Source organism: Natrinema gelatinilyticum, from assembly GCF_024266705.1.
In the GTDB taxonomy this organism is placed as follows: Archaea; Halobacteriota; Halobacteria; order Halobacteriales; family Natrialbaceae; genus Natrinema; species Natrinema gelatinilyticum.
Genome location: NZ_CP100756.1, coordinates 3,400,255 through 3,426,447 on the forward strand (window position 1 = coordinate 3,400,255; position 26,193 = coordinate 3,426,447).

The following is a 26,193-nucleotide window of genomic DNA, read 5'->3' on the forward strand; positions in this document are numbered from 1 at the left end:
CGACGTGGTCCATTTCGGGACCGCTTAGGGTTCGGAACCGTCTCACTGTCGCTTCCGACCCTGTCGATGAATGCGTCCGTATTCAGCTGTCACTGGAGGCGCTGCTCCCACTCTTGGGCGGTCATCGATTCGCCGGTGACGCCGTTTGGCCCCTGACGTACGAGCAGGCTGGCGGCCTCGTCCATCACGTCGGGTTGAAGGATCCGCTCACGCTCGTCGTCGGGGAGGTGCTCCCAGATTCGCGTGTTGACTCTACCGCCGGGATCGATCGCGTTAACGTTGATTCCGTCTGACTCGACCTCGAGTGCGACCGCCCGCGTGAATCCTTCGAGGCCCCACTTCGACGTGATGTGCGCCGCGGCCCCCGGAATCGCGTTTCTGCCGAGGCCCGAGGAGACGTTCACGACGTTCCCCGACGGCCGGTCGCGTTCGAGCATTTCCTCGAGGACCCGTTTCGTGAACAGAGCGACGCCTCTCACGTTGACGTCCATGATCCGGTCCCACTCGTCTACGCTCGTTTCGACGAGCGACTGGCGCTCATCACCGAAACTGAGACCCGACAGTCCGGCGTTGTTGATGAGCGTATCGACGGCACCGAATCGTTCGGTCGTCGACGAGACGACGTCGTCGACCGCATCCGCGTCGCGGACGTCTGCCGGTGCAACCAGCGTCTCGCCGTCCGCCTCGTTCGCCACTGTCTCGAGGTCGTCCTGGCTCCGCGCAACGAGAACGACGTTCGCATTGAGTTCGGAAAGGCTCAGCGCCATCGAACGACCTAATCCTCTACTCGCGCCGGTTACGATGATCGTCTCTCCGTCGAGATTCGTCATGTGTTGCCGTCGAGGAGGTCCAGGGAGTAATACGTTCGTCCGTCGCTACTCACATCGGGTTCGGTCTCGTCACCGAATCCCGAAACGAGTTCTCGGTCGAAAGATTTGCCGGCGGCGGTGACGTGAACCGACCGAATCGTGACGCGGTTTCCCTCTACGAATTGGGCTTTCCAGACGAAACACGCTCGCTCGACTCCGACGGCGAGGTACGGTTCCGCAGGTCGATACCGTTCGGTCGATACCAGGGGTCGTATCGACTCAAGCGTGCGGGTCCGAACTGTCGACAGTCCTTTCCGGCGGCACAAAGAATTTACATCTCCTAATTATATCTAATTACGAGATGGCCGAGAACTTTCCCGACTACGTCGACGTCGACTATTCCGACGGTGAAGGCGAAGAGCCCGCGGATTATCCCCACATCCAGGACAAGATCGAGAAGGCAATCGAAGTAACCCGCGAGGGCCTCGAGACGTACGAGAACCCGGCGGTCATGTGGACTGGCGGCAAGGACTCGACGCTCACGCTGTATTTCATCAAAGAGGTCGCCGACCGCTTCGACCTCGAGGTCCCTCCCGCGGTGTTCATCGACCACTACCAACACTTCGATAGGATCCACGACTTCGTCGACCACTGGGCCGACGAGTGGAATCTCGAGGTGATCTACGCCCGCAACGAGGACATCGGTACCTACGTCGAGGAACGCGACCTCGAACCGGGCGACGATATCGAAATTGCGGCCCTTTCCGAACACAACCAGCATCACGTCGAAAACATCCTCGAATACGACGAGGAGACGTTCCCGTTCCTGCTCGACACGTACGTCGGCAACCACTTGCTGAAAACGGTCGCGCTCAACGACGCACTCGAGAAGTACGACATCGATGGCGTCATCTCCGGCGTCCGCTGGGACGAACAGGAAGCACGAGCCGACGAGACGTTCTTTTCGCCGCGTCACGACCCGGACATCTATCCGCCCCACGATCGCATTCAGCCCATCCTGCAGTTCGACGAGGCGGCCGTTTGGGAGGCGTTCTGGAACTTCGTGGTGCCGGACACCGTCGAGAACTTCCCCGAAGAGGGCTACGTTCCCGAAAGCGACGACGACCTGCCGGCGGGTGTCGAGCAGGCTGACATCCCGATCTCGCCGAAATACTTCGCCGGTTTTCGATCGCTGGGCAGCGAAGTCAGTACCGAGAAGAGTGACGAAGATCCTGCCTGGCTCCAGGATCTCGAGGGAACGACCGAGCGCGCGGGCCGCGCCCAGGACAAGGAAGACCTGATGGAGCGCCTGCGTGATCTGGGCTACATGTAGGCCGGTCGGCGGTCGACGGCCGTCGAATCGTTGCTCACCGACTTACTCGCCCGTTTTTTCCGAACGTGACAGCACTGCCAATATGAATGGGGACCATAGCCGCGACAGTTCGAGAGTCGATCGATAACCGTTTTTCTACTCGCGGTTACCGGCCTGCAGCCCGATACTCGCCGTGTTTGACGCCGATTGCGAGCATGAGCAGACCGAAGACGATCATCGACGGTGCAACCATCATCAGTACGATGTTCGTTGCCATCATATCGCCGCCGATCAGACCACCGACGCCGAGCGCGATTACGATGACGAACAGGGCCGCCGTTTTCGGAAGGTCGAAATCCATATACGATTGTTGGGACGGAGACGGCAAATGGTATCGGGAATCGGAAGTCCGTTCACACAGGTTGTCAAAAAGAGCGGACTACTCCGACGGGCGAACCAGGTTCGTCAGTGCGATGACGATCCTGAGGAACCAGCCACGCGGGAACGAGATGCCGAGCTACATCGCCGCTTCGGTCGTTCGGAAAACGGAATCGCGAGGCTCACGCACACCTCCCGCGAGCGGGCACGGTCAGTTCCAGGGGGCGAATCCCGGGTCGACCAGGCGGCTGATTTCGTCGACCGCGTCGATGGTATTGATATCCTCCCGGTCGAGGTCCACAGTCAGCGACTCCCAATTGTCGGTGATGTGATCTGCACCGGTCGCTTTCGGAATCGCGGTGACGTCCTTCTCGCGGGCCCAGGCGAGACTGACCTGAGCCTCGGTCGCGTCGTGTTTCTCGGCGATCGACTGAATCTCGGGTTGGTCGATGATTCGGCCGCGCGCGAGCGGCGAGTAGCCGACGACTTCGACGTCTAGGCTATCACAGGTTTCGCGGATCGGCTCCTGGGGAAGCAGCGGATGAAACTCGACCTGATTCGCGAAGATCGGCGCATCACAGACGTCGACGGCGACTTCGAGTTGTTCAGGTTCGAAATTACTGACGCCGACGTTTTCGATCAGCCCCTCGTCGTAGAGTTCCGCGAACGCGGCAAGGGTCTCCTCGGCGTCGTAGGTCCGGGACGGCCAGTGGACGTACAATAGGTCGAGGTAGTCGACGCCGAGTCGGTCGAGGCTCTCTCGAGCCGTCTCGAGGACGTCGTCGTGAGCCAGATTCGAAATCCAGATCTTGGTCGCAAGGAAGATGTCCTCGCGATCGACGTCAGCCGCTGCGATGCCGTCGCCGACGGCGGCTTCGTTGCCGTACGCCTGGGCGGTGTCGATGTGACGGTAGCCGGTCTCGAGAGCGGTCCGGACGCTCTCGGCGCACTGCGCGGCGTCCTCGTTCTCCCAGGTTCCGAGGCCGAGCATCGGCATTGCATCGGTCCGTGGACACGTCCCCGGTGCGATCGATTCGGCGTCTTCTGTTTCCATGCTGGGACGAAAGCGGAGAACGCGAAAATGGGTTTTGGTATCGGTCAATGGTTCGGGTTACGACAGCGAAATGAGGTGGGAGACGGCGTGTGCGGCCTGTGAACGGCACTCGTGGCAAACGGTGGTGTAATCGTTCGTTCGTTACTCGTACAGGTGGTCCCAGGGATGTTCCCGTTCGAGTGTTGCGCTCGCAGCGAGGACGGTGTCGTCTTCGAATCGTCGGCCGACCAATTGGAGGCCGACGGGATGGCCGCCGTCTGTCAGTCCGGCGGGCGCCGAGGCAACCGGGTGACCGGTCCAGTTGAACGGCCACGTCAGCGGCCATTCCCAGGCCTCTGCGCCGAGGTCCTCGTGCAGTCCGACGTCCCCTCTCGAGAGCGTCGGCGCGACGAGCAGGTCGTAGTCGGCCAGTACGTCCTGGACTGCGTCGTAGACGCCGGTTCGGACGATGCCGGATCGGGCGACGTCCTCGGTGTCGTACTCGTCGCCGATGTGGAGCATCGCCAACAGGCTGTCGGAGACCTCGTCGGACCGTTCTCGAAAGTCGACGCCGTGGGCCGCTTCGATCACTGTCACAGTCTCGAGGACGGACGACGTGTACGTCGGCATCGCCGCCTCGCTCAACTCCGCCATCGAATAGCCGTGGCCGACGGTCACCGTATCGACCGTCGCACCGGCATCCGAAAATGCATCGACTGCGTCGTCGACGACCGAGCGCACCTGATCCGCGACCGGGAAGACGTCGAGGTCGGGACTGTACGCAATACGGTAGTCGTCGATCGACCGCTCGAGTGCGGCGTTGTACTCCATCTCGGCGGGAACGCTGTTCGGATCGGCCGGGTGTGGCCCGTCCATCACGGACAGTAACAACGCGGCATCCCCAACGGTGCGGGTCATCGGCCCCTTCGTCGTGTGCTGGGGTTCGCGCCCGAACGCGCTCGGTCGGCCGTCGTCGGGCACCAGCCCGAACGTCGGCTTGAACCCGTAGACGCCGCAGGCTGCGGCCGGAATGCGAAGTGAGCCACCCGCATCGCTGCCCGTCGCGATGGGTGCCATGCGGGCGGACAGCGCCGCGGCGGAACCGCCGGAGGAGCCGCCTGCGTTGAGCCCGGTGTCGATCGGCGACGCCGTCGGGCCGATCACCTCGTTGTCCGTCGTGCCCTTGTGTCCCAGCTCCGGCGTGTTCGTCTTTCCGATCACGATCGCGCCGGCGTTCTCGAGGCGCTCGACTATCGCGGCCGTCCGTTCGGAAACGTACTCGTCGAACAGCGCCGAGCCGTACGTGTTCCGGACTCCCGCCTTTTCGGCTCCGAGGTCTTTCAGCGCCAGCGGGACGCCGTGTAGCGGCCCGACGTCCTCGCCCGTCTCGAGCGCCCGATCGGCCGCCGCGGCGGCCTCGATGGCCTCGTCTTCACAGACCGTGACGAAGGCGTTGATCTCGTCGTCTCGCTCGTCGATCCGCTCGAGATGAGCTTCGACGACTTCGGTTGCCGTCAGGTCCTCGTCTCGAATTCGGCTCGCCAGTACCGACGCCGAGAGTCGTGTGAGTTCCGTTTCGCAAGACATATCGCTAGCATACGATGGAGGGCTGATATACGTTCGTCCGACGTACGAGACGAGCGGGCGTGAATCGAAGCCCGTCGGCGCCCGACTTCGAATCACAGACCGAGCAATCGAGACGCGTGGTATTACCTTCCGGGAGGGTCGACCGTTGCGGTCGACCGTGCTCGGCAGGATCGAAACCGCCGACCACTGTGCTTGCGGTCGTTACTGGTACATTCGAAGCGGTTGGGCTTGGGTGCTCTCCTCCTGTCCGATCGCTTGCATCTGCCGCGCCAGTCGCTCTCGCTTCGCACGGATCTCCTCGGCGTGGTCGAGGAGGTCCTGAACGTCGATGTCGAGGCCGATGATTGGGCCGATCCCGTCTTCGAGGAGAACGCTCGCGGCCTGGGGGTCGGGGAACTGGGGGTCACACTGGACGATGAGACCGAGGGTGGCGTAGGCTTCCCGTGCAGCAGCGTCGATGAGCGCCCCCGTAGGACCGGTTATGACGCCGTCCTCCGGCGGAATCGGAACGTCGGCCGCTTCGAGTCGGTTGTCGCCGTCGGCGGTTGCGATGCCGTAGACGGCGGCCCGGGTCTCCTCGTCGCGTTCGACCGGCAGTCCGCTGAGGTATATCGGCGTGGCCTCCTGGTCGATGATCCAACTGGTCAGGCAGTCGGCGACGTTCCCGATGGCCGCCGAACTGATCGGCGCGTCGCTCTGGAGGACGAGCAGGTCGTGGTCCTCGCTGACGTAGAGGCGCACCGGCGGGCGCGCAGTCCGGTTGCCGCCGCGATAGACGCCGATCCTGGCTAGTCCGTCGCAATGGACGCTCGCGTAGTACTGCATATCCAGTTCCGTAACGAGGTGATCGGCCGCGAGCTTTCCCACGAGGCCGACACCCGGGAATCCCTCCACGAGCGTGGGTTCCTCGAGTTCGACGTCCGGTCCCTGCGGGCGAATCTCTGCCATAGGCGGAGAGAGGGCCGTCAGGGGTATAAAATCGAGGGGGACGGTGCGTTCCGGTACCTGTCTCACGGCGGGAGAACCAGCGTCTCCGTCGACTCCGCCTGAAACTCGAAGGCAGAACGTCGACTCGTATCCCTCGTCCGTGAGCGTCGACGAGACGGTCTTCGACGAGCCTAGTAATTCCGACCGCTTCGAAACCCACAAGCGGCGGGCCACCGAAATCGTGTCCGATGGAGCCACTCGAGCGGTATCGATCGATCATCGACGATTTCGACGCGTTTCTGACGGCCTGTGAGCGGCCACTCGGTAACGCCGTCCGCGTGAACACGATCAAGGCCTCGGTCGACCGAACGATCGCAGCCCTCGAGCGAGAGGGGGTCGAGTACGAGCAGGCGGACTGGAATCCACGGGTCCTCCGCCTGGAAACCGATTCGCCGGGATCGACGTGGACGTCCTTTCACGGGTTCACGCACGGCCAGGAGGAGGTTTCGGCCGTCCCGCCGGTCGTCCTCGATCCCGAAGCGGGCGAGCGGGTCTGGGATTGCTGTGCGGCTCCCGGTGGGAAGACGACACAACTCGCCGCGCGCATGAGCGACCGGGGGACGGTCGTCGCGAACGACAACAACCTGGGTCGCATCTCGGCACTGCGATTCAACGCGGAGCGCCTCGGTGCGACCAGCCTCGCAGTGACGAACGCCGACGCGCGGACGTACTCGCTCGAGCGGTTCGACTTCGACGCGTTCGACCGGGCACTGGTCGATGCACCCTGTTCCTGCGAGGGAACGATCCGAAAGAACCCCGATGCGCTCGACAACTGGTCCGAGGGACACATTTCCTCCGTCTCTGGGATACAGAAAGGGATCCTCCGACGAGCCGTGCAGGCTACTCGAACGGGCGGGGTCGTCGTCTATTCGACGTGTACGTTCGCCCCGGAGGAGAACGAGGCAGTCGTCCAGCACGCACTGGAGACCGAATCGTGTCGCCTCGTCGAGTTCGAACTCGAACTCGAGCACTCCCCGGGCCTGACGGCGTGGATGGACGAGGAATTCGATTCGAATCTCGAACGAGCGAGCCGGATCTATCCACACCAGAACGACACCGGCGGCTTTTTCGTCGCGAAATTGGAGGTGACCGAGGAATGACCGACGGACGCGACGGTGACGATCTGGAGACGAACGTTGGCCGGCGATTCGACCGATTGCCCGAAACCGAGGTGGACCGAACCGTCGAGGGTCGGGCCACGAGGACGGCAGTCGTCGACTACTTCGCGGACCGGTTCGCCTTCCCCCCAGAAACGTTCGACGACTACACGTTCTGGGAGAAGGGAGCGGGCAAAATCTGGATTTACCGCGGCGAAGCCCTGTCACCGATCGAAATCGAAGCGATCGGGATGACCTGTCTACGAACACGGCAGGAACACTGGAAACCGACGACGGACTTCGTCCAGCGCTTCGGCCGGGTGGCGACCGAGTGCGTGATCGACCTCAATCGCGACGAGGCCCGACGATTCGCCGCGGGCGAGGATCAGGAACTCGAGTGGGACGGCGACTGGGGGTATCTCATCGCCGCTCACGATGTCGCGGGCGAACGCGAACCGCTCGGTGTCGGCCTGTTCGTCCACGGCGAGCTCCGCTCGATGGTGCCGAAAGGTCGCCAGCGAACCCTCGAGTCGTAGTACTGGTTGAGTCACGGGTGAGACGACGCGTGCGCGGCGCTTTTACTGGAGTGCAAGGAGAACGCCCCGAAACTTGACCTCGGGGATGAATCCGACAACCCGTGAAACACACCATTAAGTGAACACACTTCTACTCAAGAGACAGCGATGGAATACAGTCACCGCTACCACGCTTACCCGACACAAGCAGTGGCGGAGCGACTGGAATACCATATCGACGTTCATCGCCAAGCGTACAACTACACGCGATACGAATACCAGAACGTTGACGCCGACAACATCGGGTCGGCGTACAAACACCACTACCGACTTCCCGGTTGGAAAGACAAGTTCCCCGTCTTCTCAGAGGTCAACTCGAAGGCTCTGCAACGAACCGTCACACGGTTCTATCAGAACCTCACAAACCTCAAAAAGAAGAAACAGAACGGGCACAAGGTCGGGAAACTCAAGTGGAAATCCCCGACTGAGTATCAGAGTCTGACGGTTCTATTGAATCCACTGACGGCGTCGGGGTAAGTCGTCAGAATGATTGAATTGAAGCGGCAGAGGAAGCTTTGTGCAAAAGACTCTCTTCCGCTTCGTTAAACAGGCTGTGTCGATCGCACGAAAACTTACTGATGCAGCGCTGATGCAGATCAGCCATCCTGCCGGCAACGGAGTTGCCGGCTGGAAGCACGCTGTCCTGCATTTTCTCCGGCTTCACATGGAAGCAACGCTCGAAGAAGTCCTCGATTGGGCCGAAGAGATGGAGCGGGTACGAGCCGCGCTCAATCTCAAGCGCGGCGAGCTCCCCGGCCCATCCGCGCTCTGCAAGTCGTTTGACCGAGCGCCGATGCGGATCTGGCGAGAGCTGCTCCGACTTTCGTCGGAGCTGCTCGAGCAGTCTGGTCACGCCGCCATTGACGCCACGTACTTCGACCGTCGACAGGCATCAACCCACTATCTCAACCGGTGTGACCGAGACGTACGGACGATACAAGCGACGTTTCTCGTCGATACCGCGCAGGGCGCGGTTATCGACGTTCACTGCAGCACGAAGTGGCCTAACGGAACCAACATCGGGCCGCAGGTCGCCCGGCGCAACGCCGGCGACCTGCTCAGCCTCGCCGCTGACAAAGGCTACGACGACATGAGCTTCCGCGAAGAGCTTCGTGCTGAAGGCGTAAGACCACTGATCAAACATCGCGTCTTCGCACCCTACGATCACGCGCACAATGCGCGGATAGAGGATGAACTCTACAACCAGCGCTCAATCTGTGAAACCGTGAACTCGGTGATCAAGCGCTCGTACGGCTCCGCCGTCCGAGCGCGTGCATGGTATCGCCAGTTCCGTGAAATCGCTCTCGCAGCCGCAGTCTATAACGTCGAACAAGCCGTCAAACAATGAATCCCGTCGCCCTCTGCGGATTCAATAGAGCCGAGTCTGACGTATTCGCAGTCTGGCTTCGAACTCAAAAACACGAGTGGCCGACATGCAACGGTAGAACTCTCCAAAGTCGGAGACATACGGGTTCGCTACCACCGCGAAATCCCTAACCACGCCGACATCAAAGAAGTCACCATCAAAAAGGAGACAACCGGCGAATGGTTCGTCTCTTTCGGACTGGAAACCGACGACGCCAACCTGCCCGAGAAACCCGACGTAGAGTCGCTCAACACGAACAACAGCGTGGGTATCGACCTCGGAATTCTCAACTACATCCACACGAGCGACGGGGAGACCGTTGATTGGCTCGACCTCGAAGACGAGTACGAACGACTACGCCGAGAGCAACGCACACTCTCGCGGAAGGAGAACAGCTCGAACAACTACGAGAAGCAGCGAAAGGAAGTAGCCAAGATCAAGCGACACCTTCGTCGGAAGGTGCTTGACTACCAGCACAAACTCACGACGTGGCTCGTCACAGAGTACGACGCCGTGTTCGTTGAAGACCTCGACGTAACTGGAATGCTTCAGGAAGACGGCAACGCTCGCAACAAGCATGATGCGGCGTGGCGGCAGTTCATCACGTTGCTCGAATACAAGGGCGACCTGTACGGCACGCGTGTCGTTCAGGTTGAAGCACGAGGCACGACGAAAGAGTGCGCTCAATGTGGTGTGGAGTCGGAAAAACCCATCTGGGTTCGGGAACACTCTTGTCCGAGTTGTGGGTTTGAGTGTGACCGTGATGCGAACGCATCGTTGAACGTGTTGCAGAGTGGTTTTCAGGAGTTAGGGCTGGGATGGCCCGAATCAACGCCCGTGGAGACTGCGCTCCCTACGGACACCACTCAGGTGTCTGCAAAGCGCGTCATAGAAGCAGGAAGCCTCGGGGCGTGACCCCGAGGCGATTCACGATTCTCGTTTCCCTGCTGAATTGCGACTGGCGGTCGTCGGTCGCGCGTCCGATAGACGTCGGTAGTACCACCCGATCCATTACCAATGACAACGGAATTTCGACACACATAAACCACGGCGTACGAACCACTTACCTATGCCCGACGCGACGCAGCTGCGAGATAGCACCCAGATAATCCTCCCTCGGGAGGTGCTCGAGGGACTCGAACAGCAGCTCGTCGACGAGTTCACCGTCACCGTCTTTCCGGAAGGTGAACACGCCTATCGAATCATCGGCAGCCCCGTCGAGATCAAAGCGGCCAGCGAGTTTCTGTCGCGCCACGGGGTACGCGTTCGCTAATTTCGCGTCGCGTCCCGACCGAAAATCGGTTCAGATTCGCGTTGCGATCGGGTCGCCGGTATCCATCGCCGATTCCGTCTGCATCAGCCGCTAACTCCGTCGGTATCTGCGACGTTCCCTGACGCCGAATTTCGCCGGCGACTGGGTGGATCAACCGCGAGACGAGTCGGCCCTCGGCCCAACGTATCGGTCACCGACCTCCGATCCAGGGTCCACGATACCCTCTCTCGACAGCTCGAGCACCGGCCGGTCGAGACGCGAAACTGGTCGCTCACCGTTCGGGATGAGTCGGTGCGTCGAATCCGCCGCGGACGAGCGGCTTCGAAATGTGTCGGCGCGCACACGGCGGGACCTCGTACCAGCCGGGCTCGAGGTCGCGTTCGAGCCGTTGGTCGGCCTTCTCGTTCCGCGACGTTCCACAGTCACGGCAGCGGTAGCCCTGGGTTCGACCGGCGCTCTCCATCGTCCGTCCGCAGTCGGGGCAAGTCGGCGTCACTCGCTCGGTCCTGACGAGGTCGCGGACGGCAATCTTCTCGAGTTTGAGGGTGCCATCGGACACCTCGCCGCAGGCGGTGATTCGATCGCCGATCCGGAGCGACCGCACGTGATCCCTGAAGCGCTTCGTCGGCTCGAAGGCCGCACACGTGAGCCGCCGCGGGGCACCGTCAGCGGTCGGCGCATCGAGGCCGAGGAAGACGTGACCGCCTCGACGGGTCTCCGGTTCGGTCGCGATTCGGCCCTCGAGCTGGTAGGCCCGCCCATCCTCGACGGTTCCGATCCCGCCAGATTGGAGATGGCCGTCCGTCCCCTGATTGGTGACGAACAACTGGCTTTCGGCGACTGGTTCGCTTTCGGTGCGTTCGGCGACCGACTGAACCGCCTCCGGGTCGTCTCCGCGAATCCCATGCAGGATCGGGCCCGGCGTGTGGGGGACACAGACAGTTTCGCCCTCGCCGCGGTCGACCGTGTCCCAGACGTCGGGATAGCCCCAGTCTGCTGCCGCGAAGACGCTCTCGCGTTCGACCTCGCGTGGCGTACCCCAGCGGTCTGTCTCGCGGTAGGAGATGTACTCGTACGTCCACTCCTCGAGCACCTCCCAGGCGCCGATCGCTGCCAGCGCGCCGATCCGTCCACGACCGTCGCCAGCGTGCCACGATCGATACTCGTGTCGCTCGAGCAGCGCCACGGCATCGGCAATCTCCAGGTGATCGCGGATCGCCGAGTGCGCGAATCGATCGACGTCGGTGGGCGTTTCGCGTTCGTCGGGATCGAGGTCAGCGACGACAAGTCCAGGGTTCGTTCGATCGTCCGCCGTTTCGGCCAGGTCCTCGAGTCGCTCGCGTGCGATCGCAAACGCCAGCTCAGGGTCGCAGTCGGTGTGGATCGCCAGTGCGGCGTTCCCCCGCGTCTTGTACTCGACAGCCGGATTGAGCCGGACGAGAAGAATCCTCGAGACGATCGAAGAGCACCGCTTGCGGAGGTGGTCGGCGATCTCCGCGGCGACGAAGGTCGTGCACATCCCCCGCTCGCGCGAGTCAGTATCGTCGATCCCCACAATGGTCATCGTCGATTCTTGCAGCCCCGTCGAGTAACCCCTTTCGGGACGCTCACCAGCAACGCTGGTGAACGGGGGTACAAAAGTATTCTCCCGATACGGGCCTCAATCGCAACCCGGCACACCGACATCTCGGGGAAAATGTCTTATAGGAAGAATCGCTTACCTCCCCGTATGTCCCGTTCGGCACTGGTCGGCAACGTTACCGCGATGTTAGAGGACGCGGGATTCGTGGTCAGCGACCGGTGTGCGATCCGGCCGAAGAGTTTCGATATCGCTGCACGGCGCAGCGAAGATCTAATCCTGGTCAAGATCCTCGCGAACATCGACGCGTTCAACGAGGCGACGGGCCACGAGATGCGACGTCTGGGAACCTATCTCCAGGCGACGCCGCTCGTCATCGGGCTCCGCAGTCGCGACGAGGATCTCAAGCCGGACGTCGTCTACTTCCGTCACGGCGTCCCCGTCTTCAGTCCAGACACGGCGTACAACCTGTTTATCGAAAGCGTCCCACCGTTGATTTACGCCGCTCCAGGCGGTCTCTACGTCAACATCGACGGCGACCTGCTGGCAGACGAACGCGAGGACCGCGACTGGAGCCTGGGTCAACTCGCCAGTGAACTCGGCGTCTCACGTCGAACTGTCTCGAAGTACGAAGACGGTATGAACGCGTCCGTCGAGGTCGCGATGGCGCTCGAGGAACTGTTCGAGGCTCCATTGACCAGCCCCGTCGACGTCCTCGATGGGGCAGACGAAGTCCACGAGAGCGAGGCGACACCTGACGATCCGGAAGCGGACCCGGACGACGAACAGGTTGTCGCCGTCCTCACCCGAGCCGGGTACAGGGTTCACCCGACGGTTCGGTCGCCGTTTACGGCGGTCAGCGAGGACGAAGACGACAGCGACGTCGTCCTCACCGGTCATTCAAAGTTCACGAAGGCCGCGGAGAAACGCGCACGGATCATGAGTTCGATCGGCAACGTCACCCGCACGCGATCGATCTACGTCGTCGACAGGGCGAAACGGGAATCTGTCGATGGCACTGCGCTGGTCGAACGCGACGAACTCGCGCAACTCCGCAACGCAGACGAACTGCGAGATGTCATCCGCGAGCGCTCCGAACGAGAAGAGGCTGCCTGATCGAGTTCGACGATGCGAATCGAATCACGGTTCGTTCGATCACCTGATTGAAGCGCCGTTGAGCGCGTCGATACCGATCGATTCTCCCACCACAGGACGACACCCCATCGACGAATATCGTCAGTTGGCGTCGCCGCTTCCCACCTCCGACTGTCGTGGACGGTGACCCCAATCTAACTCGCGCCGTCGCCGTACGTCTCCTCTAAGTACTCGACGATGTCGGCGCTCTCGTTCATGCCCTCTACACCGTTCGATTCGTCGGTGATAACGGGTACTCCCGTCTGGCCGCTGACTCGCTCGACCTCGGTCCGATCGCCGTGTGAACGGGGGACCTCGATGACGTCGTAATCGAGACCGAGTTCGTCGAGCTTCGAGCGGACCCTCGCACAGTACGGACAGCCGGGAAGGTCGTACATCGTAATGTCTGCCACAGTGTCGTAAGGTACACGTCTCGAGGAGTAAGAACGCAGCGGTCGTGGGTACGTTCCTGCGGAAGAACAGTGTCGCGAAAAGTGGTTCGGTGACCGAGTCGGTACCGTCGGAGCGACGTTAGCCGAGCATGCCGCTCGTGGACACGTAGAAGTAGCCCACGAGGACGATCGCAAGAATCCACTGTCCGAGCGGGACGTCCTCGTATTCACCCATCGCCGATTTGATGAGCGGGAAGGAGATGATACCCGCTGCGAGGCCGTTCGAAATCGAATAGGTGAGCGGCATGATGGTAATAGTCAGTCCGGCCGAAATCGCCCACGCGGGATCCTGCCAGTCGATGTCGAGGACCCCCCGAAGCATCATGATACCGACGGCGACCAGCGCGATGTACGACGCGTAGGCAGGGATCGCGGCGACGAGCGGCACCGCGACGAGCGATATCACAAATAAAACCGCGACGACGAGGGCGGTGAATCCGGTGCTTCCACCTTCTTCGACCCCGGCGGAGGACTCGATGTAGGTCGTCACGGTCGACGTCCCGATCATCGCACCGACCGTCGTCCCGATTGCGTCGGCCATGAGCGGTTTCTCGATCTCGGGCAACTCGCCATCTTCGTCCAAGAACCCGCCGAACTGCGAAACGCCGATGAGCGTCCCGGCTGTGTCGAAGAAGTCGACGAAGAAGAACGTGAATACGACGAGTGCGAACGTGAGCGGTTCGATATCGCTCAGTCCCTCGATGAACGCGCCGATCAGTGGTGTAATATCGTAGTGCGGCGACGTCACGGATTCGAAGCTGACCGATCCTGACTCCGTGAGAAGTGTCGGCGGTGCGAGTGCGCTTGCGCTCGCAACACCGGCGTACAGAAGGGCCCATCCGGTGACTGCCGTGCTGAAGATACCGACGATGATCGCACCTTTCACGCCGCGTGCCCAGAGGACGAACGTAAGGAAGAGTCCAGCCACAGCGAGCACCGCGGCAGGATTCTGCGCGATGCTCCCCAGCGTAACCATCGTCGCCGGGTCGGACGCGACGAGTTGCATTTCCTGAAGGCCGATAAACAGGAGGAACACACCGATACCCGCGCCGACCGAGAATTTCACCGGCTGGGGGAAGAGATTGATGATGTACTTTCGAGCCCCGACGGCCGTGAGAAAGATGAAGATGATCCCCTCCACGAAGACTGCCGCGAGAGCGGTCTGCCACGGAACACCCAATCCGATGACGACGGTGAAGGTAAAGAACGCATTGAGGCCCATGCCGGGCGCGAGTCCGAACGGCCGTTTGGCGTAGAACGCCATGACGAGCATCGCGACGACCGACGCGAGGATCGTCGAGATGGCGAGCATCTGAAACACCTCGTTCGCACTGTAGACGGCCCCGTTGATGGTCGTCTCCGCGTTCATCTGGCCCTCCTCGTTGAAGCCCATTATCGCCGTCATCAGGATCGACGGGTTGACGACGATGATGTACGACATCGCCAAGAACGTCGTCATCCCAGCGATCAGTTCTGTTTTGAAGTCTGTATCGTGTTCGTCGAATCCGAAATACGCTCCGAGTTGATCTACGGACCCCATATTGGACGCTCGAGCATTACAAGACAGCTAAGTTAAAAGTTCCGACCCCAATATTCGCAAGAAGCACGTCATTCGTTAATAAACGAACCGCTGCGAAGTGCCCCCCTCTTCCGCTCGCCTCGAGAGATTGCAGAACGCGGTACCGTGCGTGCTCGACGGGTGGGTCGGACGACCGATGGACTAACGTATTTCATCTCCGGCCACGTACTGTGCCAACATGAAGTTTGTTATCATGGGATACGGACGGGTCGGATCGCGGACGGCAACGATCCTTCTCGAAGAGGGACACGAAGTCGTTATCGTCGACAGCGACGTCGACCGGATCGAGCGGGCCGCCGCCGCCGGATTCGAGACGGTACAGGGTGACGGTTCCGACGAAGACGTACTCGTCGAGGCGGGGATCGAAACCGCCCACGCGATCGGTGCGTTCACCCCCGATCTCAACGTCAATTTCGCAGCCTGCATGGTCGGGACGCACCACGGCTGTCGGACCGTTCTGCGCATCGACGAGGACTACCGCGAAGATATCTACGAGAAATACGCCGAAGAAGTCGACGATATCATCTATCCCGAGCGTCTCGGTGCTGCTGGCGCAAAAACGGCCTTGCTCGGCGGCGATTTCAACGTCGTCGCGGACCTCGCGGAGAATCTCCAATTGACGGTCCTCGAGATCAAAGACGGGTCGCCGGCAGTCGGCAAGCGGATGAGTGAACTCGAGTTACCCGAATCCGCCCGGATCTACGCTCACGGCCGGGCTCGTGAACCACTGACGATCCCGTTACCTGGGACGGAACTCGCCGTCGGCGACGAGGTTGCGGTCATCACAGAGACCGAGCGAGCGTACGAGGTTCGGTCCTCGCTGCTGCCGACTCATTCGTGATCGCTCTGTGCTCTCGAACTGTCATGTAGCGTGTCACGAACCGGAGTGACTCGAGCAGTAGTCGTTTGCCTATCCGTCAGTCGGTGGTTGCATTTCGACAGTGGCAGTCCGACGGCGTGTTCGTCCGTGCCGACCACGGGAGAAAAACGCCACGAGGCGCGAAGACGGATTGGGGGATGGGGGGATGGGGAGGGGGAGTGGGAGTGGGACCGCCAACGCGCCCGTTCGATTCGTCACCGTACCCGTAAATAAAACCGCGTCAGACGACCAGCCGACGCGAGTCAGACGTTGTCAGGTATGCGTATCACCCACGTCCTCGAGTCGAAAGACAAGGACGTTCTGGTGGACCATCGAGGGGACGAACGAAAACGGGTACCCGTAGACGTGGAGGTCTTTCGTTGGATCGTGCCAGATAATGTTCGCTGCGAGCGTTACCGGGGCGGTCGACTCGATCGCTCGCGCAAGATCCGCCGAGAGGAACTCGTACGATTGCTCGCGGTACATGTCGCCGATGAAGACGACCACGTGGCCGCCCGGTGTGACGGCGTCCGTAAACCGATCGAATTTTGCTGCCATGTTAGCGAGCCAATCGGCTTTCGACTGGTGCCCTGCAAGCGCGTCGGTTGTATCGACCTCGTCGTCGTTCTCGTCGGATGCGACGCCGTCGAACGAGCCGAGCTTACTCTCGCGGGTCCGGCGCTCGTTACGCGTCTGCTCGAGTTCGTCCATGTGCCAGTACGGAACGTCGGTCAGCAGGAGATCCACCGAATCATCGGGAACGTCCGCGATCAACTCGGCGCAGTCGCCGTGGCGCATGTCCTGGTCGGCAAGCGGTGGATCTCCTCGCGCGCGACGGTCCTCGTTTTCGTGCTCGAGAACCTCGCGATAGATCTCGATCCAGCGTTCGGTTCGCTCGAAGCCGATGGCGTCACGGAGGCCGGTGCCCTCGTACTCGCAAAAGCTCGCGCCGAGTAACGTGCCGCCGACGCCCGCGAAGGGATCGAGGACGGTGTCGCCGGCCGATGTGAACCGGCCGATCAGGTCGGCGCAGAGACGCGGCGGTTTCTGCCCTCCGTGTTCGCTGCGGAGGTCGTGTTGGACGTCCGGGGGGTAGCTCTCGGCGATTACGGATTTGGTGGCGTACTTCCACTCCTTCCCAGTGAGATCGTTCACCCGGTTGCGCTCGTCGTATATCCCTCTTCCCTCGATGTAGCGCTGGTGATCGGCTAACTCGTCGGTATCGATCACTTCGCCGTCTTCGACCGGCAGGGATTCTTCCCGTGCGCGATCAGCATCGAACCCGCCATCATCGTCCGTAAACAGGCGACTCTGGCGGTGTCGGTCCCCGTCGTCTGCCATACCTCGAGTGTTCACCCAGGCCGCTTAAACGCTTGCAGCATCGTCTGGTCGCGTGTCGTCGACCAGTGGGTCACCCGCCCAACTTTTGACGGATCCGGACGAAGGAGACTGCGACGATGTTGCCCATCGGAGACGTCGTCCGGCTCGTCGTCGGCCTCCTCGCCCTGTGGATCGGTGCCCGATCGCTCGTGACCGGCGCGTCCAAACTCGCCAGCGCCGCCGGCGTCTCCGCACTCGTCATCGGCCTCACGGTAGTCGCGTTCGGAACGTCGTCCCCGGAGGCCGTGGTATCCACCGAGGCGGCGCTCGAGGGGCGAGGCGATATCGCGGTCGGGAACGTCATCGGCTCGAATCTGTTCAACATCGCCGTTACCCTCGGCGTCGTGGCCATCCTCTCACCGTTTCGCGTCTCGCAGACGGTGATCCGGCGGGACGCACTCGCGATGGCGGCTTCGACGGCCGTCGCGGCTGGCGTTCTCGCGAACGGGACAGCCTCGCGACTCGAGGGAGCGATCCTCGTCGCGCTGTTGATCGGGTATTTCGGAGTGCTCGGCGTCGCAATTCGGGCCTCGAACGACACGGGATCACAGGACCTTGCGAATACGGAGGTGGATCGTCTACCCCGTGTGGGACCGCCCGACGAACACACTGGTGACGAACTCCGTCTCGGCCTCGAGATGATCCGCGTCCTCGTCGGACTCGTGCTGCTCGTCGTGGGTGGGCGAGTGGTAATCGATTCGGCTGTCAGGGTCGCTACGGCCGTCGGGGTGTCGGAGTGGGTGATCGCCGCGACCGTCGTCGCGGCCGGCACCTCACTGCCAGAATTTGTAACCTCGGTCGTGGCCGCTCGCGCGGGCGACGTCGGTATCGCCGCGGGCAACGTCATCGGCTCGAACGTTTTCAACGTCTTGGGCGTACTTGGTCTCGCTGCGATGGTCCGCCCGCTCGCGGCTGATCCAGCCGTCTTCCTCGCACTGATATGGCTCACCGTCCTGACCGCATTCGCGACGGCGGTGCTCGCGACGGGGAGACGGCTGACCCGCCTCGAGGGAGTCGTCTTGGTCGCGCTCGGTGCGGGGTACTGGATCGTGAGTGCGGTGGTCTGACTCGAGAATCCGACCGATGTCGGAAGACCGTCGGTGGTCGGGCGCGTCCGGTGACGTGAGTGTTAGCGAGGCCATTTGTATCCAGGATTCGTTACCGTTCGTATGAACATGCTCGTCGACGGTGAGTGGCGAACCGACGTGTCGGAGTCGACCGGCGACGACGGTTCGTTCGAACGTCTGGAGACGACGTTTCGGGATGCGGTCCGGGACGATTCCGACGCTCAGTTCCAGCCGAGCGCTGGTCGGTACCGCCTCTACGTTTCATACGCGTGCCCGTGGGCCCACCGGACCCTCGTGACGCGGGCCCTGAAAGGACTCGAAGACGCGATTCCCGTCTCGGTCGTCGACCCGTACCGTGACGAGGACGGCTGGCAATTCACGCCCGAGAAAGCCGGATGTACGCGCGATCACGTACACGATTCGGACTATCTCCGAGAGCTGTACGTCCGCGCAGACCCGGACGTGACCTGCCGCGTGACAGTGCCCGTTCTCTGGGACACGAAGACGGATACCATCGTCAACAACGAGTCCGAAGAAATCATGCGACTGTTGGATACTGCGTTCGACGAGTACACGACGCGGGACGTGGACCTTTACCCTGACGGCTACCAGGACGACGCCGACCGGATCATCGACGAGATTTACGACCCAATCAACAACGGCGTCTATCGAGCCGGCTTCGCGACGAAACAGGCCCCTTACGACGAGGCGGTCGAGGCCCTCTTTTCGGCGCTCGATCACTGGGACGCGGCGCTCGCCGACCGGCGATACCTCGCAGGCGATCGATTGACGGAGGCCGATGTCGCGATGTTCACGACGCTCGTCAGGTTTGATACTGTATATCACACCCACTTCATGTGTAACGTCCAGTACATCCGGGAGTACGAGAATCTCTGGCCGTACCTCCGCGATCTGTATCAGACGCCGGGCGTCGCCGAGACGGTCGACATGCGCCACATCAAAGAGCACTACTACACGACGCACCCGGGCGTGAATCCCAACCGAATCGTCGCTCGAGGACCCGACCTGCACTTCGACGCACCGCACGCCCGCGACGAACTACCGGGCGACCCGCCTGCCGACCTCGTCGCTGCGACGGGCGCCGACGACTGATACGGTCTGCTGTACCGATGTACCGGTGCACCCGCAGGACGGTCGCGGTTGCACCGGCAATGACGTACAGTAGTCCGTATGACGAGACGAACGCTGAATCGGATCTGGCTCGAACCGGATAGCGGGTCTGCCGAACCGTGGATCTGCCGGATACTGGCCGGACAGCCGTCTGGCCGGGTGCTGGCCGTCCGACTCGAACAGAAGACGGACGGTCGATTTCAGGAACCGCTCGGCGGGCGGCCGGATTCTCGGCGCCAGTCCGCAAAGCTGTGCTCGATGTCTTCGGCCGAGACGAACACTTTCCAGAGGATCCACGCGAGAACGATGACCGGGAGCAGCGGCAGGAGAATAATGACGAGGATCGCGGCCATTACGTACCCGAATACGGACATCTGCGTATTCGGCCCGTAGCCCGTCGACTCGGACACCTTGATTGACATATGCGACGGTACGAACGTGTCGCTATTCCGTCTTTCGACTCCGCGGGTCGCCGACGGTCCCGAACGGGGTGAGTCGGCAGTCGACTGCCGAGGAACTGTACGATCGCTCACAGGTGTCGATCGACTGACTATTACGTCGTCTCGAGCCCCTCGCGGCCGTTCGAGTCGTTGCTCAGTACGGCCTCGGAATCGTCCTGGGGGCGGTACTCGAGGGTCTGCATCGTCTCGGCCAGCGAAAGGAACCGCTCGGAATTGTCAGAGATTCCGTGGGCGATCAGCGGTGAATCCTCGAGCGTAGACGTCGCGGCCGCGTTGAGTACCCGTCGGCAGTCACCGGGACTGATCCACATCGCGCGGGCGAAGCGCTCGCCGGCACCGTCACGTTCTCGACACTCCTGGCGGAGTTCGTCCCGCGTAAGGAGCCAGCCGATGCGTAGATTCACCACGTCGAACCCGTGTCGCTTCGCGTAGTACGACCCCATCGCTTCGCCGAAGACCTTCGTAACGCCGTAGAAGGTGTCCGGATCTGCCCGCCCGTCCGGACGAACGATAGCGGGAGTGGCGACCGTCGACTCGGGTCTGACCACCGAGACCGTATTGTGCATGTTGACCGCGTGGTTTGAACTCGAAAAGACGACTCGCTCGAGGTCGTTCTCGACTGCGGCTTCGAAGGCATTGTAAAGACCGTCGACGTTCGGTCCGCGCAATTCGTCCCACGCAGCCCGCGGGGAGGGGTTCGCAGCGAGGTGAATCAGGACGTCCTGGCCCTCGAGAACGTCGACGAACGCCTCTCGATCGGTGATCTCGAGCGGCGTCGCATCCAGCTCGTCGGTTTCGCTGTGGGAGAACAACGTCAACTCGTGGTCGTCGTCGGGAAACGCGTCGATGGCTTCGCGGCCGACGTTCCCCGTCACGCCGGTGATGGCGATACGCGTCATATGGAACGGACACCGGCGCCGCTGAAATAGGCCGACCCAGCGCGTTCCGGTCACGAGGGTCCGGCTCGACGACGGCGGGTCGGTACTGGTCGACTACAGCGTTTTTCCCGACCAGCCGTACGTCTATCCGTGACTTCCTCCACGAGGTGGTCGGTCGAACTGCTGGTCCCAGAGGACGCCGACATAGGTGCCGCCGGCGAGTCGCGGACGGTCGAGGTCGGCGAAGACGAGTCGATCCTCGCGGCAGGCCGGGCCGCGGGCCTCTGGCTGTCCGCGGACTGCCAGCAGGGGAGGTGTATCACCTGCGGTGCGAAAGTGCTCTCCGACGAGGTGGATCACAGCCGGGCCAAGCGGTATTACCCAGAAGACGAGGAAGCGGATTCGTTCTCACCTGTGTCGCCCGTCCCCGTTCGGACTGCGTCATCGAGGTCGAGCGCGACGACGAACTGCTTCAGCATCGCGCCGAACACGACCAACCGCCCGGACGATCGAAGCTCGGATAGCGGCGGACGCTACACCGGCGCGACCGACTACTGGCATCCGCTCGCCGAACGTTTTCCCGATTGCTGTCCTACGATCGACCATAACGGTGCCGACCGCACCGCAGGCATCGCAGTTCACCGGCGTTTTACTCTACGATGGCGACTGTCCATTCTGCTCGGCGGCCTCGACTGCGATGTGGCAACTCGAGCGCGTGGGCATCGTCCCGTGGGACGACGTGGCCGCACAGGACGTTCTCGAGGCGTAGTTCGGTTCGGCCCCGTCCGCGCTCTTCTTCGCCGATATCGAGGCCGAGACGATCTGGGCCGGTCGAGCCGCCGCCACCGAACTGTGTAATCGCGCTGGAATGCCTGTTCTGGTTCAGGATCTCGTCGACGAGCGATACGAACGGTTCGCAGACGCCGTCCAATTCGTCTCCGACGCCAATCGCGAATCGATCCGTACCACGACGCCTATCCGCTGATGGACGACGCCGCGGCGTTGTTCGACGAGGTAGCGGCGGCGAGCAACCGAACGCACGTACCGCTAGACTCGAGGTGAGTCACGCCGGATTCGGCACGGGCAAGGCGCGGAGCCTGCGCGGCGGAACGAGGTAGTTCGCGCGGGAGTGAACGGTGAGATACTGCAGGATGCCGCTGTTCGATCGCGTGACGGAGAGGTCGGACCCTGTCATCGCCTCGCGTGTCTTCACGAAATCTGCGATCGAGCGTTGCAGCGAAAGGAAGTGTGTGGCCGCCGTATCGTCGTCGGTCGAGTCGAAGTCCCGTCGAAGGATGATCGGTTCGCCGTCCTCTCGAGCGCGGACGGCCTTCTGGGCGTGGCCGACCGTGCCTTCCTCCTGGGCGACCTCGGCCGCGCTACCCGGAATATCGGTGATCCCGCTCGAATCGCCGAGGTTGTGGCCGGCACCCTCGACTCGGTCGTCCGCGGCGTGAGACGGCGAGAACATCTTGGCGACGCGCTGGGCGCGGCTGTCTTGCTCGTACCACTGGTGGAGGTGGAGCTGAATCTTCGAGAGGTGAATCGTCGTTCCACCGCTGAACGGCCCGTCCTGAATCGTCACACGATCCTCAGTCGCCTGGTTCTGCCTGAACCCGGATTTGAACCCCATGAACATCGGTGCATCTTCCGGGACGGGGTCGCTCTCCGGAATGCCACTGACGCCGGACTGGCGCGCTGCCGGGAGGCCACGCCCGATGAACCCCGTCCGTCGGTCCGCGACGTCGAAGATTCCGTCGATCGTCCCCTCGACCTCGAGGCCGTTTAGTTGCTCGAGTTTCCCTTTTAGGGCTTCCTCGGCACTCAGAGTGACGTGACCGTAGTCGCTGGCCAGGTGAACGAGCGCGTCATACTCGTCGATCGTGGGATCCTCGATCGGTGCGAGCGCGCGTGGTTTGGGCAAATCGACACCGTCGGGGAGGACTGCGTCGAACCGGTCGAAGTACGCCGGGCTGTAGCCGATTACGAACACCAGGCCCCCGTTTCCCCGCTCGTACGCCTTCTCGAGCGTCCGGAACGCGGCCTCGAGTCGGTCGCGTTCGTCGGACGCATCGGCGGGGTTGTCCCCGACGTACTCGAGGCCGAGCAGGAGGTGGTGTTCGGGAGGTCGTACGTTTCCGTACTCGTCGGTCGAGAGAAACTCGTTCCAGGCGTGCTGGCGTCGGGGGAGGTCTTCCGGAGCGAGGGTCGCCTGTGGCACGTCTTCGGTCTCCTCGCGCTGGAGGCACGCGGCGAGCGCGCTCGCACCGCCGGTGGCGACGGCGCTACGAACGAACCCGCGACGCGAGAGTCCACGATCCGATCCGTGCATGGACGTACCTGAGTGCCCGTCGCAGAAGGGGATTGCGGTCCCATCACTCTCGATTATCGGCTCATCCCGAACACGTACACTCAGCGACGTACCGTTCCGAAATGGATACATTTACGAAGCGTGGTTCGTCGAATTCCTCTCGATGGAGCGAGACGGCGAGATCATTCCTCCGGGCCACTTCGTTCGTGGCGAACCCGGTGACGCACCGCTCTCGACGAACCATCAATTCAACGACAGTGCGTGAGCGGGCCAGTCGCGACTCGTCTTTCGGTCGCTTCGGATCTCGGTACGTAACCGTAGCCGTCGGGACCCGGCTACCTCGGATCGCGGCCCCGAGCGACTAGATCTGCGACCCTCGACGTCGTTTGTGGCGGTCGACCCGATCGAACCACTGTCGCACCGACACAGCCATGGCGTGATGTGTGGTACCAATAAATATGAAAGAAGTCGAAGTATTCGCCGATATCGACGCTCCGCCGCCGGTCGTCTGGGACGCGCTCCGCTCGTTCGAGAGCTATCCCGAGTGGGATCCGATCTGCCGAACGATCGTCGGCGTCGCCGTCGAAGACGGTGCGCGTCGGGGACGCGATCGGTCGTCTGCACTCGGTCGTCGCCCCATTCGGCCCGCAGTCGTGGCGATCGAACCCCACCGGCGACTCGCCTGGCTCGATCGGCTGGTCGTGCCGTTCGCGTTCGATCGGTACCACGAGTTCCGCCTCGAGCCGATCGACGACGGTGAGCGATCCGACTGGTCGGAATCTCCGTCGGGTTCACGGTCCACCGATAGTGGCCGCACGCGACTACTCCACCGGGAGACGGTTCGTGGCGTGCTCGTCCCGTTAGTCTTCGATCACGCTCGCGTCGAAGAATCGTTCACGACGATGAACGACGCAATCGCGGCTCGAGCCGAGCGGTCGGCGAGTATCGCCGCCTGACCCGCTCTTCTGGAAGTCGGCCGTCCGTTCCGCGATCCGGTCTCAAACCAACTCCGACAGCCGCGAGAGCGACTCGATTTCGTGTGCCGGTTCGGTCAAGAGCTCGTAACCCATGCGGTGATCGCGACGGATGAACGCCGCGTCGACGCCGGCCGCGTCGGCCGCAGCGATGTCGACCCTGCTATCGCCCACGTACAGCGGATTTTCGACGTCGAGGTCCGCGAACGCTCGTTCCAGATAGTACGGAGTGGGTTTCTTGCGCTCGATCCCCTCGAGCGTCGGCTCGCGGCCGTACCAGACGTCGAACCCACCAAGGTCGCAGTGTTCGATGATGTTCCCGATCGTCTCGTGCTGGTTATTACTGACGATCCCAGTCGGGACCGACAGCGACTCGAGTGTTGCGACGTCGTCGTAGTGTCGTTTCCGACCCGTCCGAAGTTCGGTGAGTTGAACCGCGATCGCCGCATCTTCGCGGGCGGTCCAGAGTTCCTCGGGGTCGATTCCGTGATCGTCCGCGATACGCCGCAACGAGCAGACGTCGGGGCGCAAGAGCGTATCGACGTGATCGGTCGGCGGTTCAGTGACGCCGACGGTTTCGAAGGCGTCGTGCATCGCCTCGACCAGTACGTCCCGCTCCGTTGGCGTCGTCAACACGCCGTCGTTGTCGAAGACAATTGCGTCGTACGCCGTCCCGGTGCTCATGTGGTCTGCGATAGGGCACGAACGAATTTCGGTGTTTTGCCTTCCGGACGATTTCGCGCCGGTCCGTGCGCGATCGCATTCGTTGTCGAGAGCATACGGCCGTCAATTCTCGACTTCTCTCTAAGTAGAAAATACTACTACGGCCGTTGAAATCCAGGATCGACGATGCCGGGCCTCCTGTGACGACCGCTCGATCCGACCCGACCTCGACGACGGGCGGTGATCTGACGATATCGTTGTCGGCTCGAGCGTTCGTTCGCATTCGTCTCGGTGCCTTTCCGTTCGCCATGGTCTCCGCCTTGCTGTTGTTCTTTCCGCCACGGATCTGGGATCGTCTCGCTGCATACGCGTCGAGGACCGATCTCGCGAGTCGGCTCGCGTGGGAGCGACGGAGTGATCCCGCGGCCGATTCGACGCTGTCCGGCGTCGCAGTCTCGCCGCGTATTCGCCGCGGGGTTCGCCTCGCTGGAATGGTATTTCTCGTCGGATTCGCCCGCTCGACTGGGTGGTGGCAGGTGGCGCAGCCAGTCGAGAGACGTTCGGACGTATCCCCGTCCGCAGGTTCAAGTACTGACGGGCGGCCAGAGTCCCCGTGATCTCCATCAACGCACCTCGAACGAGCGTCGGTGCGGTCGAGGCCGTCGTCTCGATCGTTCCGATCGATGCAGCCGATCGACGCGGTTTCAGTCGGGTGGACGATGGGACATAGGGCGCTGGTCGCCTACCGGCGACCGGATTGGCTCTACGATCTCCAATACAGTCACTGGGGGGGCGAGTCGCTGTCGTTCACCGATCGAATAACCGCCGAACCCCCCTGCGCCAACGGCGCGATCGAACGCGACGTGCTAACGGACTCCATCACACGCGATCGTATTTTGACGGATTATCTCGATCCGTGCATTCACGAAGCGCTGTATCTCGTCACACCGGCGGCCGAGCACGCGGTCGACTCCTTTCGAGTCTGCTGGCTCGAGTGGGGCGGTGGGTGGGACAGCGGTCGGGGCGCGGCCGTCGCGGTCGAACCCGCCGATGACCGCGCGCTCAGGGTCTGGTTTCGGTCGACCAAGACGACACTGGCGGACGTCATCGAGATGGGCGCGCTCTCGCGGCGAGCCGCCCAGGCGTATCTCGAGGCTCGAATCTGCGATGAACTGGACGCCGCGGTTTACACCTACGACGACGTGCCTGCGACTGATCCTGACCGGACGGACGCCTCGAGGTCTGACCGCTAGCTCGAGACTCAGAAGCGGGATTCCGAGGATCAGCTCTACGGGTCGGACGCGTCCG

General features: G+C 62.2%; 25 protein-coding genes and 5 pseudogenes. 16 read left to right on the forward strand and 14 right to left on the reverse strand.

The features are described 5' to 3' along the window. Nucleotides 1-89: 89 nt before the first annotated feature. The gene (locus NJU76_RS16715) at nucleotides 90-830 is read right to left on the reverse strand and encodes an SDR family NAD(P)-dependent oxidoreductase (protein ID WP_254530486.1); all 741 of its coding nucleotides are present in this window, start codon (nucleotides 828-830) and stop codon (nucleotides 90-92) included. Further along, a complete protein-coding gene (locus NJU76_RS16720) occupies nucleotides 827-1,135 on the reverse strand; it encodes a hypothetical protein (protein WP_254530487.1) in 309 nt (102 codons plus the stop codon). Before NJU76_RS16720 ends, NJU76_RS16715 begins: the two co-directional genes overlap by 4 nt. Nucleotides 1,136-1,170: 35 nt before the next feature. Between NJU76_RS16720 and NJU76_RS16725 the strand changes: the two genes are divergently transcribed. Further along, entirely contained in the window at nucleotides 1,171-2,142 is a 972-nt protein-coding gene (locus NJU76_RS16725) for a phosphoadenosine phosphosulfate reductase family protein (protein ID WP_254530488.1), read from the forward strand. A gap of 145 nt (nucleotides 2,143-2,287) precedes the next feature. Here the strand turns inward: NJU76_RS16725 and NJU76_RS16730 are convergent, their stop codons facing one another. From NJU76_RS16730 to NJU76_RS16745, 4 genes are all read right to left on the reverse strand, one after another. Further along, a complete protein-coding gene (locus NJU76_RS16730; RefSeq protein ID WP_254530489.1) occupies nucleotides 2,288-2,482 on the reverse strand; it encodes a DUF7333 family protein in 195 nt (64 codons plus the stop codon). Nucleotides 2,483-2,710: 228 nt separating this feature from the next. Further along, entirely contained in the window at nucleotides 2,711-3,553 is an 843-nt protein-coding gene (locus NJU76_RS16735; protein ID WP_254530490.1) for an aldo/keto reductase, read from the reverse strand. 141 nt (nucleotides 3,554-3,694) lie between these two features. Further along, entirely contained in the window at nucleotides 3,695-5,119 is a 1,425-nt protein-coding gene (locus NJU76_RS16740) for an amidase (RefSeq protein WP_254530491.1), read from the reverse strand. Nucleotides 5,120-5,320: 201 nt separating this feature from the next. Then, nucleotides 5,321-6,067, reverse strand: a complete 747-nt coding sequence (locus tag NJU76_RS16745) for a proteasome assembly chaperone family protein (RefSeq protein ID WP_254530492.1) — start codon at nucleotides 6,065-6,067, stop codon at nucleotides 5,321-5,323. A 227-nt stretch (nucleotides 6,068-6,294) separates the two neighbouring features. Here NJU76_RS16745 and NJU76_RS16750 point away from each other — a divergent pair, with 227 nt between their 5' ends. The 6 genes and pseudogenes from NJU76_RS16750 to NJU76_RS16775 all read left to right on the forward strand — a co-directional run bounded on the left by NJU76_RS16750 (nucleotide 6,295) and on the right by NJU76_RS16775 (nucleotide 10,417). Continuing rightward, nucleotides 6,295-7,206 carry an RsmB/NOP family class I SAM-dependent RNA methyltransferase gene (locus NJU76_RS16750; protein ID WP_254530493.1) on the forward strand — a complete coding sequence of 304 codons (912 nt, stop codon included), beginning with the start codon at nucleotides 6,295-6,297 and terminating at the stop codon, nucleotides 7,204-7,206. Next, complete coding sequence (locus tag NJU76_RS16755; RefSeq protein ID WP_254530494.1) at nucleotides 7,203-7,739, forward strand: DUF7122 family protein; 537 nt, start codon at nucleotides 7,203-7,205, stop codon at nucleotides 7,737-7,739. Before NJU76_RS16750 ends, NJU76_RS16755 begins: the two co-directional genes overlap by 4 nt. A 147-nt stretch (nucleotides 7,740-7,886) precedes the next feature. Next, nucleotides 7,887-8,222: pseudogene (locus NJU76_RS16760) on the forward strand (RNA-guided endonuclease TnpB family protein); the annotation flags it as partial. Nucleotides 8,223-8,295: 73 nt separating this feature from the next. After that, nucleotides 8,296-9,126 (forward strand): IS5 family transposase, encoded by an 831-nt coding sequence (locus NJU76_RS16765; protein WP_254530496.1) that lies wholly within the window; start codon nucleotides 8,296-8,298, stop codon nucleotides 9,124-9,126. Between the two features lie 33 nt (nucleotides 9,127-9,159). After that, nucleotides 9,160-10,059 (forward strand): annotated as a pseudogene (locus tag NJU76_RS16770) (RNA-guided endonuclease InsQ/TnpB family protein); the annotation flags it as partial. A gap of 154 nt (nucleotides 10,060-10,213) precedes the next feature. Further along, nucleotides 10,214-10,417, forward strand: a complete 204-nt coding sequence (locus tag NJU76_RS16775; RefSeq protein WP_254530497.1) for a VNG_1110C family protein — start codon at nucleotides 10,214-10,216, stop codon at nucleotides 10,415-10,417. A 271-nt stretch (nucleotides 10,418-10,688) separates the two neighbouring features. On the opposite strand, the gene NJU76_RS16780 is transcribed toward NJU76_RS16775, so the two are convergent. Continuing rightward, nucleotides 10,689-11,981, reverse strand: a complete 1,293-nt coding sequence (locus NJU76_RS16780; protein ID WP_254530498.1) for a tRNA(Ile)(2)-agmatinylcytidine synthase — start codon at nucleotides 11,979-11,981, stop codon at nucleotides 10,689-10,691. 165 nt (nucleotides 11,982-12,146) lie between these two features. Between NJU76_RS16780 and NJU76_RS16785 the strand changes: the two genes are divergently transcribed. Then, the gene (locus tag NJU76_RS16785; protein WP_254530499.1) at nucleotides 12,147-13,112 is read left to right on the forward strand and encodes a transcriptional regulator; all 966 of its coding nucleotides are present in this window, start codon (nucleotides 12,147-12,149) and stop codon (nucleotides 13,110-13,112) included. A gap of 173 nt (nucleotides 13,113-13,285) precedes the next feature. Here the strand turns inward: NJU76_RS16785 and NJU76_RS16790 are convergent, their stop codons facing one another. After that, nucleotides 13,286-13,543: a glutathione S-transferase N-terminal domain-containing protein gene (locus NJU76_RS16790; protein ID WP_254530500.1), complete on the reverse strand. Its 258-nt coding sequence runs from the start codon at nucleotides 13,541-13,543 to the stop codon at nucleotides 13,286-13,288. Nucleotides 13,544-13,661: 118 nt separating this feature from the next. Next, entirely contained in the window at nucleotides 13,662-15,122 is a 1,461-nt protein-coding gene (locus NJU76_RS16795) for an NCS2 family permease (protein WP_254530501.1), read from the reverse strand. A gap of 217 nt (nucleotides 15,123-15,339) precedes the next feature. Here NJU76_RS16795 and NJU76_RS16800 point away from each other — a divergent pair, with 217 nt between their 5' ends. After that, complete coding sequence (locus NJU76_RS16800; protein WP_254530502.1) at nucleotides 15,340-16,002, forward strand: potassium channel family protein; 663 nt, start codon at nucleotides 15,340-15,342, stop codon at nucleotides 16,000-16,002. A gap of 291 nt (nucleotides 16,003-16,293) precedes the next feature. Here NJU76_RS16800 and NJU76_RS16805 read toward each other — a convergent pair whose 3' ends face one another. After that, entirely contained in the window at nucleotides 16,294-17,361 is a 1,068-nt protein-coding gene (locus tag NJU76_RS16805) for a DNA methyltransferase (RefSeq protein ID WP_254530503.1), read from the reverse strand. Nucleotides 17,362-17,477: 116 nt separating this feature from the next. Between NJU76_RS16805 and NJU76_RS16810 the strand changes: the two genes are divergently transcribed. Continuing rightward, entirely contained in the window at nucleotides 17,478-18,467 is a 990-nt protein-coding gene (locus NJU76_RS16810; RefSeq protein ID WP_254530504.1) for a calcium/sodium antiporter, read from the forward strand. Nucleotides 18,468-18,569: 102 nt separating this feature from the next. Continuing rightward, nucleotides 18,570-19,580, forward strand: a complete 1,011-nt coding sequence (locus NJU76_RS16815) for a glutathione S-transferase family protein (protein ID WP_254530505.1) — start codon at nucleotides 18,570-18,572, stop codon at nucleotides 19,578-19,580. Nucleotides 19,581-19,798: 218 nt separating this feature from the next. Here the strand turns inward: NJU76_RS16815 and NJU76_RS16820 are convergent, their stop codons facing one another. Both NJU76_RS16820 and NJU76_RS16825 read right to left on the reverse strand, forming a co-directional pair. After that, nucleotides 19,799-20,020 carry a DUF7535 family protein gene (locus NJU76_RS16820; protein WP_254530506.1) on the reverse strand — a complete coding sequence of 74 codons (222 nt, stop codon included), beginning with the start codon at nucleotides 20,018-20,020 and terminating at the stop codon, nucleotides 19,799-19,801. 131 nt (nucleotides 20,021-20,151) lie between these two features. Further along, nucleotides 20,152-20,958 carry an NAD-dependent epimerase/dehydratase family protein gene (locus NJU76_RS16825; RefSeq protein ID WP_254530507.1) on the reverse strand — a complete coding sequence of 269 codons (807 nt, stop codon included), beginning with the start codon at nucleotides 20,956-20,958 and terminating at the stop codon, nucleotides 20,152-20,154. Between the two features lie 129 nt (nucleotides 20,959-21,087). On the opposite strand from NJU76_RS16825, the pseudogene NJU76_RS26735 reads away from it, so the two are divergent. Together NJU76_RS26735 and NJU76_RS16835 are read left to right on the forward strand one after the other, a co-directional pair. Next, nucleotides 21,088-21,461: pseudogene (locus NJU76_RS26735) on the forward strand (2Fe-2S iron-sulfur cluster-binding protein). Nucleotides 21,462-21,547: 86 nt separating this feature from the next. Beyond that, nucleotides 21,548-21,999, forward strand: a pseudogene (locus NJU76_RS16835) (DUF393 domain-containing protein). A 1-nt stretch (nucleotide 22,000) separates the two neighbouring features. On the opposite strand, the gene NJU76_RS16840 reads toward NJU76_RS16835, so the two are convergent. After that, nucleotides 22,001-23,269, reverse strand: coding sequence for a DUF7405 family protein (locus NJU76_RS16840; RefSeq protein WP_254530508.1), 1,269 nt, complete (start codon nucleotides 23,267-23,269; stop codon nucleotides 22,001-22,003). Nucleotides 23,270-23,381: 112 nt separating this feature from the next. Between NJU76_RS16840 and NJU76_RS26740 the strand changes: the two are divergent. Beyond that, nucleotides 23,382-23,513 (forward strand): annotated as a pseudogene (locus tag NJU76_RS26740) (DNA protection protein DPS); the annotation flags it as partial. Nucleotides 23,514-23,706: 193 nt separating this feature from the next. Beyond that, nucleotides 23,707-24,204 (forward strand): SRPBCC domain-containing protein, encoded by a 498-nt coding sequence (locus tag NJU76_RS16845; RefSeq protein WP_254530509.1) that lies wholly within the window; start codon nucleotides 23,707-23,709, stop codon nucleotides 24,202-24,204. 42 nt (nucleotides 24,205-24,246) lie between these two features. Here the strand turns inward: NJU76_RS16845 and NJU76_RS16850 are convergent, their stop codons facing one another. Continuing rightward, complete coding sequence (locus NJU76_RS16850) at nucleotides 24,247-24,906, reverse strand: HAD family hydrolase (protein ID WP_254530510.1); 660 nt, start codon at nucleotides 24,904-24,906, stop codon at nucleotides 24,247-24,249. Between the two features lie 698 nt (nucleotides 24,907-25,604). Between NJU76_RS16850 and NJU76_RS16855 the strand changes: the two genes are divergently transcribed. Beyond that, entirely contained in the window at nucleotides 25,605-26,138 is a 534-nt protein-coding gene (locus NJU76_RS16855) for a DUF6735 family protein (protein WP_254530511.1), read from the forward strand. Nucleotides 26,139-26,193 lie beyond the last annotated feature (55 nt).

What these genes read in the sequence shown, in the direction of transcription:
- NJU76_RS16715 (WP_254530486.1), bottom strand. Translation starts at nt 830, where the DNA reads ATGACGAATCTCGACGGAGAGACGATCATCGTAACCGGCGCGAGTAGA.
- NJU76_RS16725 (WP_254530488.1), top strand. Translation starts at nt 1,171, where the DNA reads ATGGCCGAGAACTTTCCCGACTACGTCGACGTCGACTATTCCGACGGT.
- NJU76_RS16730 (WP_254530489.1), bottom strand. Translation starts at nt 2,482, where the DNA reads ATGGATTTCGACCTTCCGAAAACGGCGGCCCTGTTCGTCATCGTAATC.
- NJU76_RS16735 (WP_254530490.1), bottom strand. Translation starts at nt 3,553, where the DNA reads ATGGAAACAGAAGACGCCGAATCGATCGCACCGGGGACGTGTCCACGG.
- NJU76_RS16740 (WP_254530491.1), bottom strand. Translation starts at nt 5,119, where the DNA reads ATGTCTTGCGAAACGGAACTCACACGACTCTCGGCGTCGGTACTGGCG.
- NJU76_RS16745 (WP_254530492.1), bottom strand. Translation starts at nt 6,067, where the DNA reads ATGGCAGAGATTCGCCCGCAGGGACCGGACGTCGAACTCGAGGAACCC.
- NJU76_RS16750 (WP_254530493.1), top strand. Translation starts at nt 6,295, where the DNA reads ATGGAGCCACTCGAGCGGTATCGATCGATCATCGACGATTTCGACGCG.
- NJU76_RS16755 (WP_254530494.1), top strand. Translation starts at nt 7,203, where the DNA reads ATGACCGACGGACGCGACGGTGACGATCTGGAGACGAACGTTGGCCGG.
- NJU76_RS16775 (WP_254530497.1), top strand. Translation starts at nt 10,214, where the DNA reads ATGCCCGACGCGACGCAGCTGCGAGATAGCACCCAGATAATCCTCCCT.
- NJU76_RS16780 (WP_254530498.1), bottom strand. Translation starts at nt 11,981, where the DNA reads ATGACCATTGTGGGGATCGACGATACTGACTCGCGCGAGCGGGGGATG.
- NJU76_RS16785 (WP_254530499.1), top strand. Translation starts at nt 12,147, where the DNA reads ATGTCCCGTTCGGCACTGGTCGGCAACGTTACCGCGATGTTAGAGGAC.
- NJU76_RS16795 (WP_254530501.1), bottom strand. Translation starts at nt 15,122, where the DNA reads ATGGGGTCCGTAGATCAACTCGGAGCGTATTTCGGATTCGACGAACAC.
- NJU76_RS16800 (WP_254530502.1), top strand. Translation starts at nt 15,340, where the DNA reads ATGAAGTTTGTTATCATGGGATACGGACGGGTCGGATCGCGGACGGCA.
- NJU76_RS16805 (WP_254530503.1), bottom strand. Translation starts at nt 17,361, where the DNA reads ATGGCAGACGACGGGGACCGACACCGCCAGAGTCGCCTGTTTACGGAC.
- NJU76_RS16810 (WP_254530504.1), top strand. Translation starts at nt 17,478, where the DNA reads ATGTTGCCCATCGGAGACGTCGTCCGGCTCGTCGTCGGCCTCCTCGCC.
- NJU76_RS16815 (WP_254530505.1), top strand. Translation starts at nt 18,570, where the DNA reads ATGAACATGCTCGTCGACGGTGAGTGGCGAACCGACGTGTCGGAGTCG.
- NJU76_RS16820 (WP_254530506.1), bottom strand. Translation starts at nt 20,020, where the DNA reads ATGTCAATCAAGGTGTCCGAGTCGACGGGCTACGGGCCGAATACGCAG.
- NJU76_RS16825 (WP_254530507.1), bottom strand. Translation starts at nt 20,958, where the DNA reads ATGACGCGTATCGCCATCACCGGCGTGACGGGGAACGTCGGCCGCGAA.
- NJU76_RS16840 (WP_254530508.1), bottom strand. Translation starts at nt 23,269, where the DNA reads ATGCACGGATCGGATCGTGGACTCTCGCGTCGCGGGTTCGTTCGTAGC.
- NJU76_RS16845 (WP_254530509.1), top strand. Translation starts at nt 23,707, where the DNA reads ATGAAAGAAGTCGAAGTATTCGCCGATATCGACGCTCCGCCGCCGGTC.
- NJU76_RS16850 (WP_254530510.1), bottom strand. Translation starts at nt 24,906, where the DNA reads ATGAGCACCGGGACGGCGTACGACGCAATTGTCTTCGACAACGACGGC.
- NJU76_RS16855 (WP_254530511.1), top strand. Translation starts at nt 25,605, where the DNA reads ATGGGACATAGGGCGCTGGTCGCCTACCGGCGACCGGATTGGCTCTAC.